Genomic DNA, 15,602 nt, shown 5'->3' with positions numbered 1-15,602 from the left:
TAGTCAAAATCAATCCTCTTGTTTAGTGCTCTTTCCCTTGCGGATCCAGGCCTCTAATTGCTGAGGACGAATCGTATCGTAGTCCTCGAAAGGCTGGTGAATCCATGGGTTAGTTGGCAGCTGCTCTACATAGTAGTCAGGGGTTACGGTAGAGTGTCCTTTCCACCACAATACACCGGTGCGTAACTCGGTGATGGCAGGAAATTGCGTACGCAAGTGATCGCGCACACGTTTGAAGGTCATCCCTGTGTCGACCATGTCGTCAATCAGCAACACATTGCCATCTAAGGTACCGCGAGTAATGGTAATAAACTGAGCAATATCTAGACTGCCTTGCTCGGTGCCAGCGGCTTCGCGGTAGCTGCTGGTCGCTAAAATGCCTAGTGGCACATCGTAAATACGCGAAATCACATCCCCTACGCGCATGCCGCCACGGGCTAGACAGACAATTTTGTCAAACTTCCAGCCTGACTCGTGTACCTGCAAAGCGAGTTTCTCGATTAATTCGTTGTACTGATCCCAGCTGACCCACAGGTCGCTGTCAGTATTGGGGGGCAGACTCATAGCCGATCCTAACTATTTGGTGAACAGAAGTATGGTGCATAATGTTAAACCAATCTGCCCTATATGGAAAGACGCTAACTAAAACAAAAGCGGCCCGTAGGCCGCTTTGTTGCGCATAAAGCTTGGTTAGCGTTATTTAGTGAAGGCGTCGCGCAATACAATGGTTTCATTGCGATCAGGACCGGTGGACACCATATCAATAGGCACCTCGCAGACCTCGGCAATGCGCTCTAGGTAGCGGCGCGCATTCACAGGCAGTTTATCGTACTCGGTGATACCCACTGTGGACTCGGTCCAACCTGGCATTTCCTCGAGGACGGGCTCGGCTTCGGCTACAGCGGCTGCGCCATAGGGAAGCACATCCAAAAACTCGCCTTTGTAACGGTAACCCACACCAATTTTAATGGTTTCTAAACCGTCTAATACGTCTAGTTTCGTTACGCATAAACCCGTGATGCCATTTAGCATGACCGTGCGTTTCATGGCAGCGCCATCAAACCAACCACAACGACGCGCACGACCGGTGACCGAACCAAACTCTTTACCGACTTCCGCTAAACGTGTACCAATTTCATCATGAAGTTCAGTAGGGAAAGGACCGGAACCCACACGTGTGGTGTAGCACTTGGCAATACCTAATACGTAGCTAAGTTGCTGCGGGCCTACGCCGGAACCGGCTGAAGCCGCACCTGCTAAACAGTTGCTGCTGGTCACAAAGGGGTAAGTACCGTGATCAATATCTAATAATGCGCCCTGCGCCCCTTCGAACAACAGTTTATGCCCAGCTTTAGAGGCCTGATATAAATTACTGGTGACGTCAGCAACCATTGGCTCTAAAGCCTCTGCGTAACGGACGGCTTGTTCTAGCACGTAGCCTGCATCCACGGTATCAGCATGAAGGTAATTCTTCAGAATGAAATTGTGGTAATCCAAGACCTCGATGAGCTTTTCTTCGAACAAAGGCATGTCGTAGAGATCTTGAACGCGCAACGCACGACGAGCTACTTTGTCTTCGTAAGCAGGACCAATACCACGGCCTGTTGTACCAATTTTTTTATCGGGACTTTTCTGAGCTTCGCGGGCCTGATCGACAGCAATGTGATAAGGCAGAATCAAGGGACACGCCACAGAGATCTGTAAACGCTCGCGCACGTTAATGCCCGCAGACTCTAACTCGTTGATTTCAGTTAAAAGTGCTTCGGGGGACAACACCACGCCATTGCCAATGTAGCACGTGACGTGGTCATGCATGATCCCAGAAGGAATTAAACGCAAAACGGTTTTGTGACCGTTAATCCATAAGGTATGACCGGCATTATGACCGCCCTGAAAGCGAACCACGCCTTTAGCTGACTCGGCGAGCCAGTCTACGATCTTACCTTTACCTTCGTCACCCCACTGGGTGCCAATCACCACAATGTTTCTGTTCATGTTACGTATCAATTAAAAAGGGCCGGATGTCTCTGGCCAGTTAATAGCTAAAAACCTGAAAATACGCTGCAACTACGCCTACAAAGGCCGTACCTGCCATTGTCCATCGATAGAAACAAGCTCTCTGTCAATGATGAACTCGTCTACCACTGGAGACTGGTCAGGCAACATTTGAATTACAACTTCACCCGACTCTCGTAAGCTATCTAGCTTGGCCTGCAACGCGTCGTCTACACCCCATGGGGCGCGAATAGCGAATACTGCTTTTGGCGCAGGCAAGCCAGCTGACAGCTTGCGTAAATCCATACTAAAACCCGTAGCAGGACGCTCTCGACCGTACATTTTTCCAATACCGTCATAACGCCCACCACGGACCAACGCATCATGCCAGCCATCGGCATAAATGCAGAAAACCACGCCTGTGTGGTAGCTAGAGCTACCACCCATATCTGCCAAATCAACGGTTAACTGATGCCCGTTTAGCGCCTCGACTAATGCTTGGAGTTGGTCAAGCGCAGCACTAATAGCGGCTTCGTTGGGCAAGGTGGCACGTGCTTTGGTTAGCACCGCCTGCGCATCACCATAGAGTGCGCACAAATCGAGCAAGGCCTTTAAGCTTTGCGTTTGTGTAGAGCCAAGTTGACGATGCAGCTCGATCAACCCAGGGATATCTTTAGCACTGAGTAAATCAAAAATATTTTCTGTATGGGAAACTAATACTGGATCCATTTGAATAATGGCCGACCCAATCGCTGGCACATTTAAATCCAACCGGGCATTTTTCACGCCAGCACGAGCCACACTAGCCAATGCCAAATGAATGATCTCAATGTCAGCTTCGACACCAGCGTAACCGAAGATTTCAGCACCAATTTGCAACAGTTCGCGATCAGCCAGCAGCCCTTGAGGTCGTGCGTGCAACACCGAGCCGCAATAGCATAAACGTGTTACCGTTTGGCGGTTTAACAAATGGGCATCAATGCGTGCCACCTGTGGGGTAATATCAGCGCGTATCCCCATGGTGCGACCAGACAGCTGATCAACGACTTTGGTCGTGCGCAAATTCAGTTTAGTCCCAGACACCGCTTGCAGTGACTCGAGGTACTCGGCGATAGGTGGTGCCACCTGCTCAAACCCATAAGTACGATATAAGTCCAATAAGTAGCGGCGTAACTCTTCGATACGACGTGCTTCGGCAGGCAACACATCCGCCAAACTTTCTGGCAGTAACCAATTTGACATAAGAATAGCCTTCGCTTTTTCTATGTTAAGGCAGTACAAAAAAAAACGACTTGGTTGGCGTAAGCCTTCCAAGTCGTCTGCGATATGGTGTAAAAACTTACACACTAGTATATACGAAGCAAATCGAAATAGCCAAGCCTAAAGCGCTTGGCCCCGTATTAATTCGCTGGCTGGGCCGCATCACTCTTCCAGAAGCGGAAGAATTCAGACTCAGGACTAATCACTAAAGTATCATTGCTAGAACCAAACGCGTTGCGGTAGGCTTCCAGACTACGATAGAAACGATAGAACTCTGGATCTTTAGAGTACGCTTTGGCATAAATATCCGCAGCTTCAGCCTCGCCCGTACCGCGAATGGCCTCGGCTTCAGCGTAAGCATCAGCAATAAGCTCTTCGCGTTGACGGTCGGCCTCAGCTCGAATGCGCTCACTTTCTGCAGCACCAGTAGCACGTAAACGGTTGGCTTCTTGTTTACGTTCGGCTTCCATACGGCGGAACACCGACTCAGAAATTTCAGGCGCAAAATCAATACGACGTAAGCGCACGTCAACCACACGCACCCCTAACGCCTCGGCTCGTTTTTGAACTGAGTTCAATACCTCGCGCATAATAGCGTCACGTTGGTCAGAAACCACCTCTTTTACAGTGCGAACGTTAACAGCCGCGTTGAGTGCATCACGAATTTGAGCCTGAAGACGCTCAATAGCACCGCGGTCAGACGCACCAAAGGTAACGTAGAACAGACGCGGATCCTCAATACGCCATTTGACGTACGAATCAATCAAGAGGTTTTTCTTTTCAGCCGTTTGAATGCGCTCGGGTTCTTTGGACTCGATGGTTTGCAAACGCTTATCTAAAAACACGACGTTTTGAAATGGCGGTGGCAATTTGAAATACAAGCCAGGAGCGGTCACACTTTCTTTGACCTCCCCCAGTGCAAATACCAGCGCCATATCACGCTCTTTGACAACAAACAGGGAAGACGACAGCACCGCTAGAGCAATAGCCAATGCGATCAGAGCAGGAAACAGACGTTGCATCATGACCTCCTAGCGGGAATAAGGTGAGTAGGGATTAGACAAGTTACCTAAATCGTTAGAGCTAGGTAAAGGCGTAGTTCGTGTAGGTGCAGAACGCGGAGTGCTAGCCGGCGTGGATGAGCTAGAGTTGCTCGATGCGTCCGATGCAGCGCCTGCCGCCGCTGCGTGTTCTGGATTAGAGCTCCGTGCAGCGTCACGAGCTACGTTCTTTGTGACTTGATCTAAAGGCAAGTACAGCATGTTGTTGTTCTTGCTATCTACCATTACCTTGTTCGTTCTGGACAAGATGTCTTCGAAGGTGCTGATGTAAAGACGATCGCGCATCACACCTGGCGCTTTAGCATATTCGGTAACGATACTATCGAAACGTGCGCTGTCCCCTCGGGCATCACCCAAGACTTTGGCCTTGTACCCTTCGGCTTGTTGCAGCATGCGAGCCACTTGACCGTGGGCCTCGGGCAAGACTTTGTTTGCGTACGCATTCCCTTCGTTAATTTGACGCTCTCGATCCTGACCGGCCTTGACCGCATCATCGAAAGCTGCCTGAACCTGCTCGGGCGGTTGCACGTTTTGAATGGCCACCGTGCTGATTTGAATACCTGTTTTGTAGCGATCCAATATGCGCTGTGCAAGCACCTGCACCTCGGAAGCTACCTCAGTACGACCAGAGTACAGCACAAAGTCCATTGGCTTGCGGCCTACGATCTCGCGCATGGCGGTTTCAGAAGCTTGGCGTACGGATTCGTCTGGGTTCACCGTATTAAAGAGGTAGTCAGGGGCACCATTTGGCTCTAGGCGATACTGCACCACAAACTGCACATCCACAATACTTTCATCCGCCGTCAGCATTAGTGACTCAGGCAATACTTTATTGCGTGAGCTGCCACGGAAACCAATTTCAAACGTACGCAACTGTGCAATATTTACCTCTTGGTGATGCTCAATAGGGCTAGGCAAGCGCCACTGTAAGCCTGGGTTTAGGGTCTTGGTGTATTTACCAAAGCGTGTCACTACCGCTACTTGACCCTCTTGGACGATCACAAAACCAGTGGCTAACCAAAAGCCAATGACTAGAATCATCAAGCCCGCGAATAATTTAGGGGAACCTTTGGGCACTTTTATGGGCGGTCGGTTTCCACCTGTGGGGGGTGGTGTTGGGCCACCGCCCTCTTTTTTGCCAAACATAGACCCTAGACGCTTGTTAAAGTCGCGCCATACCTCATCCAAATCAGGAGGCGAGTCTTGGTTATCAGGACGGCGTGGTGGTTGATTTTGATTACCACTCCCTTTGTTGTCACGCCCCCAACCGGGATCATTTAAGTTATAAATTTTCGTCATGGAATGTATTACTTTCCAGTGTTTGACCTGACTCAACAATTGCTGTGCGCAAGTCGTCTAAACCAGCTCTTTCTAGAGCGCTGACAAAAACTCGCACAATACGCCCATTTTCATCACGCTCTAAGCGTGGTGTGAGCCCTGCGGAGTCAATCTTGTTATAGACCAAAATGGTCGGCACTTGGTTCGCACCGATATCGGCAAGAACCTTGTTAACCTCGTGAACTTGTTCATCTTTTTGTGGACTAGATGCATCCACCACATGCAAAAGTATATCTGCATGGATGGTTTCTTCAAGCGTAGCTCTAAAGGCAGCGATTAACGTAGGCGGTAAATCGCGAATAAAGCCGACCGTATCCGATACGACGACTTGCCCTGCCCCTTCGATCCAGACTCGCCTGGTCGTGGTATCCAGCGTAGCAAACAATTGATCGGCGGCAAATGCACCAGCCTGAGTCAATGCATTAAATAGCGTTGACTTGCCGGCGTTAGTGTAGCCCACCAACGATACATTCAGTGTTTTACCACGCATACGAGCGCGACGCTGCGTTTGGCGCTGACGATTTAACTTTTCTAAGCGCTCGCGCAGTTTTCGCACCTTGATACCAATCATACGGCGATCTAGCTCAAGCTGCGACTCACCTGGCCCACGGATGCCGATTCCCCCCTGTTGTCGCTCGAGGTGAGTCCACATCCGGGTTAACCGGGTTGATAAATGCTGCAACTGAGCCAGCTCGACTTGAAGCTTTCCCTCGTGACTTTGGGCACGTAATGCAAAGATGTCCAAAATCAACAGCACACGATCAACGACACGGCGTTTAAACTCGCGCTCGAGGTTGCGCTGCTGAGCAGGACTAAGAGCTTGATCAAACAAAATCACTTCGACTTCATATTGATCAGCGAGCAGAACGGCTTCTTGGAGTTTTCCTTTTCCAATGAACAGGGCTGCATCGGGTCGCTCTCGCTTTACTACTACGGTGCCCATGATTTCCGCACCAGCCCCTTGGGCCAGCATATGGAACTCTTCGGAGTGGGCTTCGTAATCCAGCTCGCCCATGTTGACACTAATAATCAGCGCTTTCATGGGCTACTCCTACAAAAAAATAAATGCCCGCTCGACGCAAATTGCGTCTGAGCGGGTGTGCAAAAGGAAGTGCTCAACAATTTATTCAGTGTCTTCGTCCGCCTTGAGGTTAACAGGGCGTGCCGGAACCACTGTAGAAATGGCGTGCTTGTACACCATTTGCGTGACCGTGTTGCGTAAGAGCACAACATACTGGTCGAAGGATTCAATTTGGCCCTGAAGTTTGATGCCATTTACAAGATAAATAGAAACAGGGATATGTTCCTTGCGTAGGGCGTTTAAAAATGGGTCTTGTAGTATTTGCCCTTTATTACTCATTGGCTAGGCTCCAATTATGTTGTTATCTGAATTAGTTTTAATCAATTAGTGTAGAGTGGTTTTACTATACCACCCCACCAGCCAAGCTTGGCCTTTTCAATTAACTAGGCACTTAGTATTTCATGTACTGCAGTAAGTAGTGTAGCGCATTGCTCGGGGGTTCCGACGGTTATGCGCAAAAACTGTTCAATTCGTTCTTGTTTAAAGTGCCGAACCAAGATTTGACGCTCACGCAATGCCTGATGAAGATGGGCTGCATCAAACTCTGGATGTGAGGCAAACACGAAATTGGTCTTTGATGGCAGAACATGAAAACCTAAGGCCTGTAAGTCTTTTGTCAGTTTATCCCTGCTCGAGATAATAGCCAAACGTTTTTCATCAAAATAAGCATTATCTTGGATAGCGGCTAAGGCCCCCGCTTGAGCAAGGGTATCTAGCGGGTAAGAATTAAAACTGTCTTTAACTCGTTGCAAACCCACCACAATGTCTGCGCTAGCCACGGCGTAACCCACACGTAAGCCTGCTAATGCATAAGACTTAGACAGCGTATGAATGACAACAATATTGTCAAACTTTTTTAGTAATGCAATGGCACTGTCTGCACCGAAATCCACATAGGCCTCATCTACCACCACCGCACTGTCTGGATTAGCTTGGGCAATCTCAGCAATTTGGTCTAGGCTTAAGGCAATACCTGTCGGAGCATTGGGGTTAGCAAAAATAATCGCCGCAGGCTTGACTTCACGCGTACGGGTGTACTGGTCGACGTGAAGGGTAAAGTCATCAGCTAAAGGCTGTAGCTCGTAAGGGACGTTAAAATACGTGCAGTAAGTTTTATAAAAACTATAAGTAATGTCCGGCATCAGTAAAGGACGCCCGTCACGCAAGAACAACGTATTAAAAACGTGCGCCAGCACTTCGTCTGAGCCGTTACCTAGAAAAACCTGCTCGGGCTGCACCTGATGCAGCTCAGCTATAGCACGTCGTAGCTCGGTGCTATCTGCCGAAGGGTAAAGTCGTAAATCAGCCTGGTTTTTTGCCGCAATGGCCTCGAACACTTTGGGCGAAGGGCCATACGCATGTTCGTTTGTGTTCAGCTTCAACATCTTTTGCTGAGGTTGCTCGCCTGGCACATAAGGCTCTAAGGCGTGAATATGATCACTCCAAAAACGACTCAATTACTTATCCTCCACGTAGGGATTGCGTGATGATTTCAGCTCGACACGTAATGGTGTGCCTTCGAGGTCGAAGGCTTCGCGAATACGGCCTTCGAGGTAGCGTTTATAACTGTCAGAAACCGCCTCTAGGCCACTGCCATGCACCACCACAATGGGGGGGTTTTGGCCGCCTTGGTGGGCGTAGCGTAATTTAGGACGGAAGATGCCTTTGCGGGGCGGCTGTTGCTGCTCGACGGCATCATGAATAATACGTGTTAAGCGTGGTGTCGGCATGCGTCGATAAGCCGCAGCATGAGCCCCTTTCACAGCACGCATTACATGACTAATGCCCTGTCCTTTAAGCGCCGAGATCGTGCTGACTTTTGCAAAATCCAAAAAACGCAACTTACGCGCATACTCGCGTTTAGCCCACTCGCGCTTATAACTATCGAGATCATCCCATTTGTTAATAGCGACTACAAGTGCTCGGCCTGACTCCAGAATAAAGCCTGCGATGCTAGCGTCTTGATCTGAAATTTCCGTGGATGCATCAAGCATCAGCAGCACCACGTTTGAGGCTTCGATAGCCTGCAAGGTTTTAATCACAGAAAACTTTTCGATGGTTTCAAATACCTTGCCGCGCTTACGTAAGCCTGCCGTATCGATAAGTGTGTACGGCGTGCCTTTGTAATCGAACTCAATCTCGATGGCATCACGGGTGGTGCCAGGCATATCGAAGGCAATTACACGCTCTTCACCCATTAAGGCATTAATAAATGTGGATTTGCCCACATTAGGCCGCCCTACAATGGCCAGCTTGATACGGTGTGTTCTCCCTGCTTCTTCGGGTGCTTCGGGGTCGAACTCGGGCTCGGGCTCGACTTCAGGCTCGGGAATACATGCCAAGGCCGCCTCGATAAGATCAACTACCCCATCACCATGCGATGCAGAAATAATATGCGCTTCACCTAAGCCCAGCTCGTGGAACTCGAGCCCTGCTGTACCATAGCGCATGCCTTCGGCTTTATTAATGGCGAGGATAACCGGTTGTCCACTACGACGCAGTTGATTTGCAATATCAAAATCAAGGCGATTGAGACCTTCACGGGCATCAACCAGAAAAATAATGACATCTGACTCGGCAATAGCTTGTTCGGTTTGACGTGCCATTTCACGCACAATACCGTCTTTTACCACAGGCTCAAAGCCGCCCGTATCCACGATTAAATAGGGACGTGAACCCACACGACCCTCGCCGTAGTGCCGGTCTCGAGTTAAGCCGGGAAAATCAGCCACTAATGCTTGGCGCGATCGGGTCAGACGATTAAATAACGTCGATTTGCCTACGTTGGCACGCCCAACAATAGTGACTACAGGTTTAAAAGCAAGGCTTTTCAATTGACATCAACCAATACTAAATTACCATTGCCGCTTTGTACGAGCACACCAAAAGGAGTGCTAACTAAAGGCGAAACAATGGCTCCGGAACCAACGCCAACCCGACCTAACAGGCGGCCGTCGCTTCGAGATAAAAAATGAACATAGCCCTGGTAATCGCCCACGGCCACTTGATTATGAATTACAGCAGGCCCTGATAGTTTGCGATTACGCAACGCATCTTGGGACCACACCACAGTACCTTCCTCGAGTGCAAACGCTGTGACCACATCGCGTTGGTTTGAGCCAAATACCAAACGCCCATCAGTGGTAATACCGGTAGTGGTGGAGAAGTCGTTTTGCCACACTGGCACACCGCCATCTGATAAATCAAAACACACTACCCGACCTTGATACGACGAACCGCACAGCAAAGGCCCAACAATGACGGGCCCCCCTACTACGTCATTAATGCGCTCTAGGTCGGTCGCCCCACGGGATTGCGATACTACGCCCTCCCATTGCACCGCCCCAGACGCCGCATCAATCAGCATCATACGGCCATTAGGCATGCCAGCAACCACCAACCCATCAACAATTTCCATCTTGACGTTGGTTTTCAGGGCTAGCGCTGGGCCGGGTCGCTGGAGGCTCCAGAGCAGTTCGCCAGAGCGCACGTCAAAAGCTTGAATACGGTAATCAGAGCTACGCACCACCACTACACCGTGCCCGACGGCGGGCGGTACGTTCACTTCACTGCTGGCTTTCACCTGCCACAGCTCGTTGCCCGTATTATCAAAAGCCAGAACTGAACCGTCTTGAGAGGCGACAGCCACGGTAGTGCCATCTGCGCCCACCCCTGCGGATAAACGTTTAGCAACGTTCTTAGTCCAGAGCACACGACCGCTTTGCAAATCTATTTGGGAAAGCTGTCCTGATGGGGTGGCTGCGTATACTCGGTCTCCGGACACGGCTGGAATAAAACCAAAACCAGCGCCTTTACCAATTGACGTAGACCAACGGATTTGAGCGGCAGCACCTGCCTCGAAATCCACGAGCGGAGCGGGCTCAAACCGAGGGTCTTTAGCTGAAAACATAGAGCAAGCACCCAACAAGCTAACGCTTAGGGCTACTGCAGCAATACGAAACAAACGACGATTCAGAGATCTAGCCATCACTTTTCCTTGCTTAACGCATCTATTTTTAACTGTACGATTTGCACATAGGCCACATCAGCCAAGGCATTTACCGCACGCTCCCATTCCTTGCGCGCTTGCTCAAGCTGACCTTGAGCAAAATACACATCGCCACGACGATCTGCGTACAACCCCTCGTAAGCGGCTGTGGGCTGTTGCAATTGCTGCAAGGCCTCGTCATAGCTGCGCTGCTCTAATAACACCCCAGCAAGACGTAATTGAGCCACACCCACAATAGCGGGCTCGGGTGATTGGGTAGCAATCCAAGTTAATTGCTCTTTAGCTGCATCCAAATCGCCCTCTTTTTGCAAGAACTCAGCAGCAATCAACACACCTCGGCTTGTGTAAGCGGATTTAGCATGGTCTTTGCGTAACGCATCGCTAGCTGCTAGCAAACGCGTCTTGGACTGTTCGTCATTTTGCAATGCTGCTGTTTCTAACGCCTCGAAATACCCCATGGCTTTAGTGGCTTGATGTTGTTCGTACCATTGATAACCTCGCCATCCTAAAATGGAGGCGGCAATCAAAAAAGCAATAATGACGACGCGCGTGCCATTTTTATCCCACCAATCTTTTAGCGCGTCAATTTTTTCCTGTTCTTCTAGATCATATGCCATAACGAATTAGACCTTTGCGTGTAAGTAGGTGGCCAGTTGATCAAATGCAATGCTTTCCTGAGGCTGTTGTGTATCATCAGCGCGCAGCCATTTTACACTAGCGTGTTGCTGCTCGAGCTCTGACTCGCCTAGGATGACAGCCGCCACCGCACCGCTCGCATCGGCACGTTTAAATTGGGATTTAAAACCAGACGAGCCCGCATGCACTATGGTAGTTAAGCCTTGATCACGCAGCTGTTCCGCCAAGCGCATAGCCTGACGCTGGGCAGAGTCGCCTTGATGAATGACATAGACCTGACATTCTGGGACAGCTAGCTGATCTTGGTCTTGGGAGATCAAGTCAAGCAAACGTTCCATGCCGATAGCAAAACCCACCGCTGGAGCCGGTTTGCCGCCTAACACTTCGATCAAGCCATCATACCGACCACCACCACAAACAGTACCTTGCGCGCCGAGGCGATCAGTGACCCATTCAAATACTGTTAAATTGTAATAGTCTAAACCGCGCACCATACGTGGGTTAAGGGTATAAGCAATGCCCGCATCGTCTAAACGAGCACAAACAGCCTCGTAATGAGCCAGAGACTCTGGGCCTAAGTAATCAAACAGTTTGGGCGCGTTATTAGCCATGTCCTGCATGGACGGATTTTTTGTGTCCAACACTCGCAATGGATTGGTGTACATGCGGCGTTGTGCTTCTTCGTCTAACACGTCTTTGTGTTGCTCTAGGTACGCAATTAAGGCATCGCGGTGTGCAGCACGCTCGTCGGATTGGCCCAGCGAGTTTATCTCTAAACGCACATCGTTCAGGCCCAAAATACGCCAAAGGCGTGCCAACATAATAATGAGTTCGGCATCCACATCGGGCCCAGCAAAGCCTAATGCCTCAACGTCAATTTGATGAAATTGACGATAACGCCCACGTTGAGGACGCTCGTGTCGAAAGACAGGCCCAATCGAATAAATGCGATGCGGTCTATCGTAAAGCATATTGTGCTCGATGGAGGCGCGCACTAGACCTGCCGTGAACTCTGGACGCATCGTAAGCTTGTCACCGTTTAATGAATCCGTAAACGAATACATTTCTTTTTCTACAATATCGGTGACCTCACCAATACCGCGAGCAAACAGCTGCGTAAACTCCAACACTGGTGTGCGCATATTGCGGTAGCCATAGCTAGCTAACCACGTGCGCACGGTTTGTTCTAATTGTTCCCATTGGGCACTTTCACCGGGGAGTATATCCTTCATGCCGGTTAGGCCACGAAGTTTTTGTACAGACTTCGACATAAATCCTTTCCGTAGGCGCCAAGGCCTATTTTATAATTAAGGAGCGTACCTTTTTTGTACGTAATCCAATACTATTTGCTGAAACTCTTGTGCAATCGTATCACCTTTTAGCGTGACGACTCGTTGCCCATCCACATACACGGGAGCCGCGGGGGTCTCGCCTGTGCCAGGCAGGCTGATTCCAATATCGGCGTGCCGACTTTCACCGGGGCCATTGACTACACAGCCCATTACCGCCACGTTCATGGTTTCTACGCCAGGGTATTGATTCTTCCATACGGGCATTTGATCGCGCAAGTAGGCTTGAATGTCATTGGCTAGCTCTTGGAATACCGTGCTGCTTGTGCGGCCGCAACCAGGGCAAGCCACCACCATAGGAGTAAAGGCACGTAACCCCATGGTTTGTAAGATTTCTTGGGCAACAACAACCTCTTGCCGTCTATCACCACCGGGCTCAGGCGTTAATGAGATACGAATGGTATCGCCAATACCTTGTTGCAACAACACCGATAAAGCAGCTGTAGAGGCAACAATCCCTTTGCTGCCCATGCCGGCTTCGGTTAAACCCAAATGCAGAGGATAATCACAACGTGCAGATAAGTCTTGATAGACAGTAATGAGGTCTTGAACATGGCTGACTTTGCATGACAAGATGATTTTATCCCCTGCCAAGCCCAGCTGTTCAGCACGCTGTGCGTTTGAAATAGCGGACACCACCAGTGCCTCGCGCATCACGGCTTGCGCTTCCCACGGCTGGGCCATTTGTGCGTTTTGATCCATCATTTTCGCCATTAGCTCGTGATCTAAACTGCCCCAGTTCACCCCAATACGCACGGGCTTATCGTACTTGCACGCTACGTCAATCATTTGCGCAAAGTTATCATCACGCCGTTTCCCACCCCCCATATTGCCTGGGTTTATGCGGTATTTAGACAGGGCTTGCGCACACTCGGGGTAATCGGTGAGGAGCTTGTGGCCGTTGTAATGAAAGTCACCGACTAAGGGCACATGAATATTCATGCGATCCAGCTGTTCACGTATGGCGGGCACCTCTTTGGCTGCCGCCGGTGTATTTACCGTAATGCGTACCAGCTCTGAGCCAGCTAGCGCTAACTCTTTGACTTGGACTGCCGTCGCAATGGCTTCCTCGGTGGCGGTATTGGTCATGGATTGCACAACAACGGGGGCGCCGCCGCCCACCCTAACGTGATTGTGCTTCCATCCAATCGTCACCTGACGTGTGGATTTAGGGGCAGCAGCCCCTACAGGCAAGGCGCAACGACCTGACTGCGTGAATTCAAATAAATCAATCATGAACGAAACTCTTTAAGCCAGTCAAAGATCAGCCAGTCTTCAGGGATCCAGCCCTGATTTAAGGCATAAAACGCGGCAACCACAATGAGAATAAGAATAACTAACCACCATCCCCATGAGCGCGGTGCCGCATCTGAATATAACGGCCTGTCATTGCTACCCCAGTCAGCGCCTTGTCGTCTATCTGTGTGCAACACCTTAGGGGCTTGTCCTTGTTGCGGCCCTAACAAAGCTAACAATGCGTCGGCATCGGTATTTAAGACTCGCGCATAGCTTTTAACCATCCAGCGCAAAGGCACACCACTAGGTAATGCCTCCCAATCGTCTTGCTCTAGGGCCTCGAGTTGAGGAATGGAGTATTTGGTTTGAGTTGATACCTCGGCGAGACTTAACTGCTGCAATTGACGCAACTCGAATAATGCCTGCCCCAAGGTTTGTGAGGGAGTCTCTAGCGCTGCACTAGAGGTGGGAGAACTCATGCTCGCTCCGGTTTAATTAGAATCGTTCCTTGGTTAGGCAAGCGTTCGCGAATTCGAGTGCGATCACGAATATCGCCCGCTAATTGACCACATGCCGCATCAATGTCATCACCTCGAGTTTTGCGCACCGTGGTGACGACCCCACCCTCTTGTAAACGTTGAGCGAAGTCTCGTACCGTGGCAGCTGGCGAACGTTTAAGACCAGATTGAGGGAACGGATTAAAAGGAATTAAATTGAATTTACAACGGACTTGTTTAGCAATAGCTAGCAACTGCTGTGCGTGCTCGGGTTGATCATTGATGCCATCAAGCATAATGTATTCGAAGGTAATGAAATCACGCGGTGCGTACTGCAAGTAGTTATTACACGATGCAATGAGCTCGCGCAAGGGGTGCTTACGATTTAAAGGCACGAGCTTGTCGCGTAAGGCGTCATTCGGCGCATGTAAAGACACGGCTAACGCTACCGGGCAATCTTTAGCCAAACGATCCATCATGGGGACTACGCCCGACGTGGACACCGTAACACGGCGACGTGACAAACCATACGCGTTATCGTCAAGCATCAGCTGCAAGGCGATGAGCACTTGGTCGTAATTTAATAATGGCTCGCCCATGCCCATAAAGACCACATTCGAAATATAGCGATCGTCGACTACGGGCTGAGGGTTTGAGCCAACTCGCGCCTGCTCGGGGTTTTGGCGCAGTTGATCGCGTGCAAACCACAGTTGACCAATGATTTCGGCCGCACTGAGATTGCGGTTAAAGCCTTGATAGCCCGTAGAACAAAACGGGCAAGCTACGGTACAACCGGCCTGGCTGGAAATACATAATGTGCCACGGTCGTCTTCGGGGATATAGACCGCCTCGACAGAGTTATTTTGGCCTACATCAAAGAGCCATTTGCGTGTGCCATCCGCAGAGCGTTGCTCAACTTGGACCTCGGGAGTGCAAATTGAGCAGTGCTCTGCCAACTGCTCGCGAAACACGCGCGCCAAATCTGTCATTTGCTCAAAGTCGCGAATGCCGCGCTGGTGAATCCAACGTTGCAATTGTTTAGCCCGAAATGGTTTATTGCCCCATTGGGCGACCAGTTCGGCTAACTGTTCGGGCGTGTGACCCATGATATTCATACGAGTTTCTGACATAATGATTTGA

15 protein-coding genes are annotated in these 15,602 nt (G+C 50.1%); all 15 read right to left on the bottom strand.

Going from position 1 to position 15,602, the window contains the following annotated elements:
• Window positions 1–9: 9 nt before the first annotated feature.
• Window positions 10–564 carry a phosphoribosyltransferase gene (locus GGR41_RS01365; RefSeq protein ID WP_167660304.1) on the bottom strand — a complete coding sequence of 185 codons (555 nt, stop codon included), beginning with the start codon at window positions 562–564 and terminating at the stop codon, window positions 10–12.
• Between the two features lie 132 nt (window positions 565–696).
• The gene (locus GGR41_RS01360; protein WP_077733505.1) at window positions 697–1,995 is read right to left on the bottom strand and encodes an adenylosuccinate synthase; all 1,299 of its coding nucleotides are present in this window, start codon (window positions 1,993–1,995) and stop codon (window positions 697–699) included.
• Window positions 1,996–2,073: 78 nt separating this feature from the next.
• Window positions 2,074–3,237, bottom strand: coding sequence for an ATP phosphoribosyltransferase regulatory subunit (locus GGR41_RS01355; RefSeq protein ID WP_167660303.1), 1,164 nt, complete (start codon window positions 3,235–3,237; stop codon window positions 2,074–2,076).
• Window positions 3,238–3,395: 158 nt separating this feature from the next.
• Complete coding sequence (gene hflC / locus GGR41_RS01350) at window positions 3,396–4,277, bottom strand: protease modulator HflC (RefSeq protein ID WP_167660756.1); 882 nt, start codon at window positions 4,275–4,277, stop codon at window positions 3,396–3,398.
• A gap of 9 nt (window positions 4,278–4,286) precedes the next feature.
• Entirely contained in the window at window positions 4,287–5,624 is a 1,338-nt protein-coding gene (hflK, locus tag GGR41_RS01345) for an FtsH protease activity modulator HflK (protein WP_167660755.1), read from the bottom strand.
• The gene (hflX, locus tag GGR41_RS01340) at window positions 5,599–6,696 is read right to left on the bottom strand and encodes a GTPase HflX (RefSeq protein WP_167660302.1); all 1,098 of its coding nucleotides are present in this window, start codon (window positions 6,694–6,696) and stop codon (window positions 5,599–5,601) included. Before hflX ends, hflK begins: the two co-directional genes overlap by 26 nt.
• An 81-nt stretch (window positions 6,697–6,777) precedes the next feature.
• Window positions 6,778–7,014: an RNA chaperone Hfq gene (hfq, locus tag GGR41_RS01335; protein WP_077733507.1), complete on the bottom strand. Its 237-nt coding sequence runs from the start codon at window positions 7,012–7,014 to the stop codon at window positions 6,778–6,780.
• 104 nt (window positions 7,015–7,118) lie between these two features.
• Window positions 7,119–8,192: a histidinol-phosphate transaminase gene (gene hisC / locus GGR41_RS01330; RefSeq protein WP_167660301.1), complete on the bottom strand. Its 1,074-nt coding sequence runs from the start codon at window positions 8,190–8,192 to the stop codon at window positions 7,119–7,121.
• Window positions 8,193–9,569: a ribosome biogenesis GTPase Der gene (gene der, locus GGR41_RS01325; protein ID WP_077733509.1), complete on the bottom strand. Its 1,377-nt coding sequence runs from the start codon at window positions 9,567–9,569 to the stop codon at window positions 8,193–8,195. It abuts the gene before it with no gap.
• On the bottom strand, window positions 9,566–10,726 hold the full coding sequence (bamB, locus tag GGR41_RS01320; RefSeq protein WP_371019817.1) for an outer membrane protein assembly factor BamB: 1,161 nt from the start codon (window positions 10,724–10,726) through the stop codon (window positions 9,566–9,568). The genes der and bamB overlap by 4 nt, the downstream gene beginning before the upstream one ends.
• Entirely contained in the window at window positions 10,723–11,361 is a 639-nt protein-coding gene (locus tag GGR41_RS01315; RefSeq protein ID WP_167660299.1) for a YfgM family protein, read from the bottom strand. The genes bamB and GGR41_RS01315 overlap by 4 nt, the downstream gene beginning before the upstream one ends.
• 6 nt (window positions 11,362–11,367) lie before the next feature.
• The gene (hisS, locus tag GGR41_RS01310; RefSeq protein ID WP_077733511.1) at window positions 11,368–12,651 is read right to left on the bottom strand and encodes a histidine--tRNA ligase; all 1,284 of its coding nucleotides are present in this window, start codon (window positions 12,649–12,651) and stop codon (window positions 11,368–11,370) included.
• 36 nt (window positions 12,652–12,687) lie between these two features.
• Window positions 12,688–13,965 (bottom strand): flavodoxin-dependent (E)-4-hydroxy-3-methylbut-2-enyl-diphosphate synthase, encoded by a 1,278-nt coding sequence (gene ispG / locus GGR41_RS01305; protein WP_167660298.1) that lies wholly within the window; start codon window positions 13,963–13,965, stop codon window positions 12,688–12,690.
• Entirely contained in the window at window positions 13,962–14,444 is a 483-nt protein-coding gene (locus GGR41_RS01300) for a helix-turn-helix domain-containing protein (protein ID WP_077733513.1), read from the bottom strand. Before GGR41_RS01300 ends, ispG begins: the two co-directional genes overlap by 4 nt.
• A complete protein-coding gene (gene rlmN, locus GGR41_RS01295; RefSeq protein ID WP_077733514.1) occupies window positions 14,441–15,592 on the bottom strand; it encodes a dual-specificity RNA methyltransferase RlmN in 1,152 nt (383 codons plus the stop codon). Before rlmN ends, GGR41_RS01300 begins: the two co-directional genes overlap by 4 nt.
• Between the last annotated feature and the right edge of the window lie 10 nt (window positions 15,593–15,602).

Source organism: Paenalcaligenes hominis (assembly GCF_011927625.1).
GTDB lineage: Bacteria > Pseudomonadota > Gammaproteobacteria > Burkholderiales > Burkholderiaceae_B > Paenalcaligenes > Paenalcaligenes hominis.
This window is presented reverse-complemented; position numbering and strand designations above follow the sequence as displayed.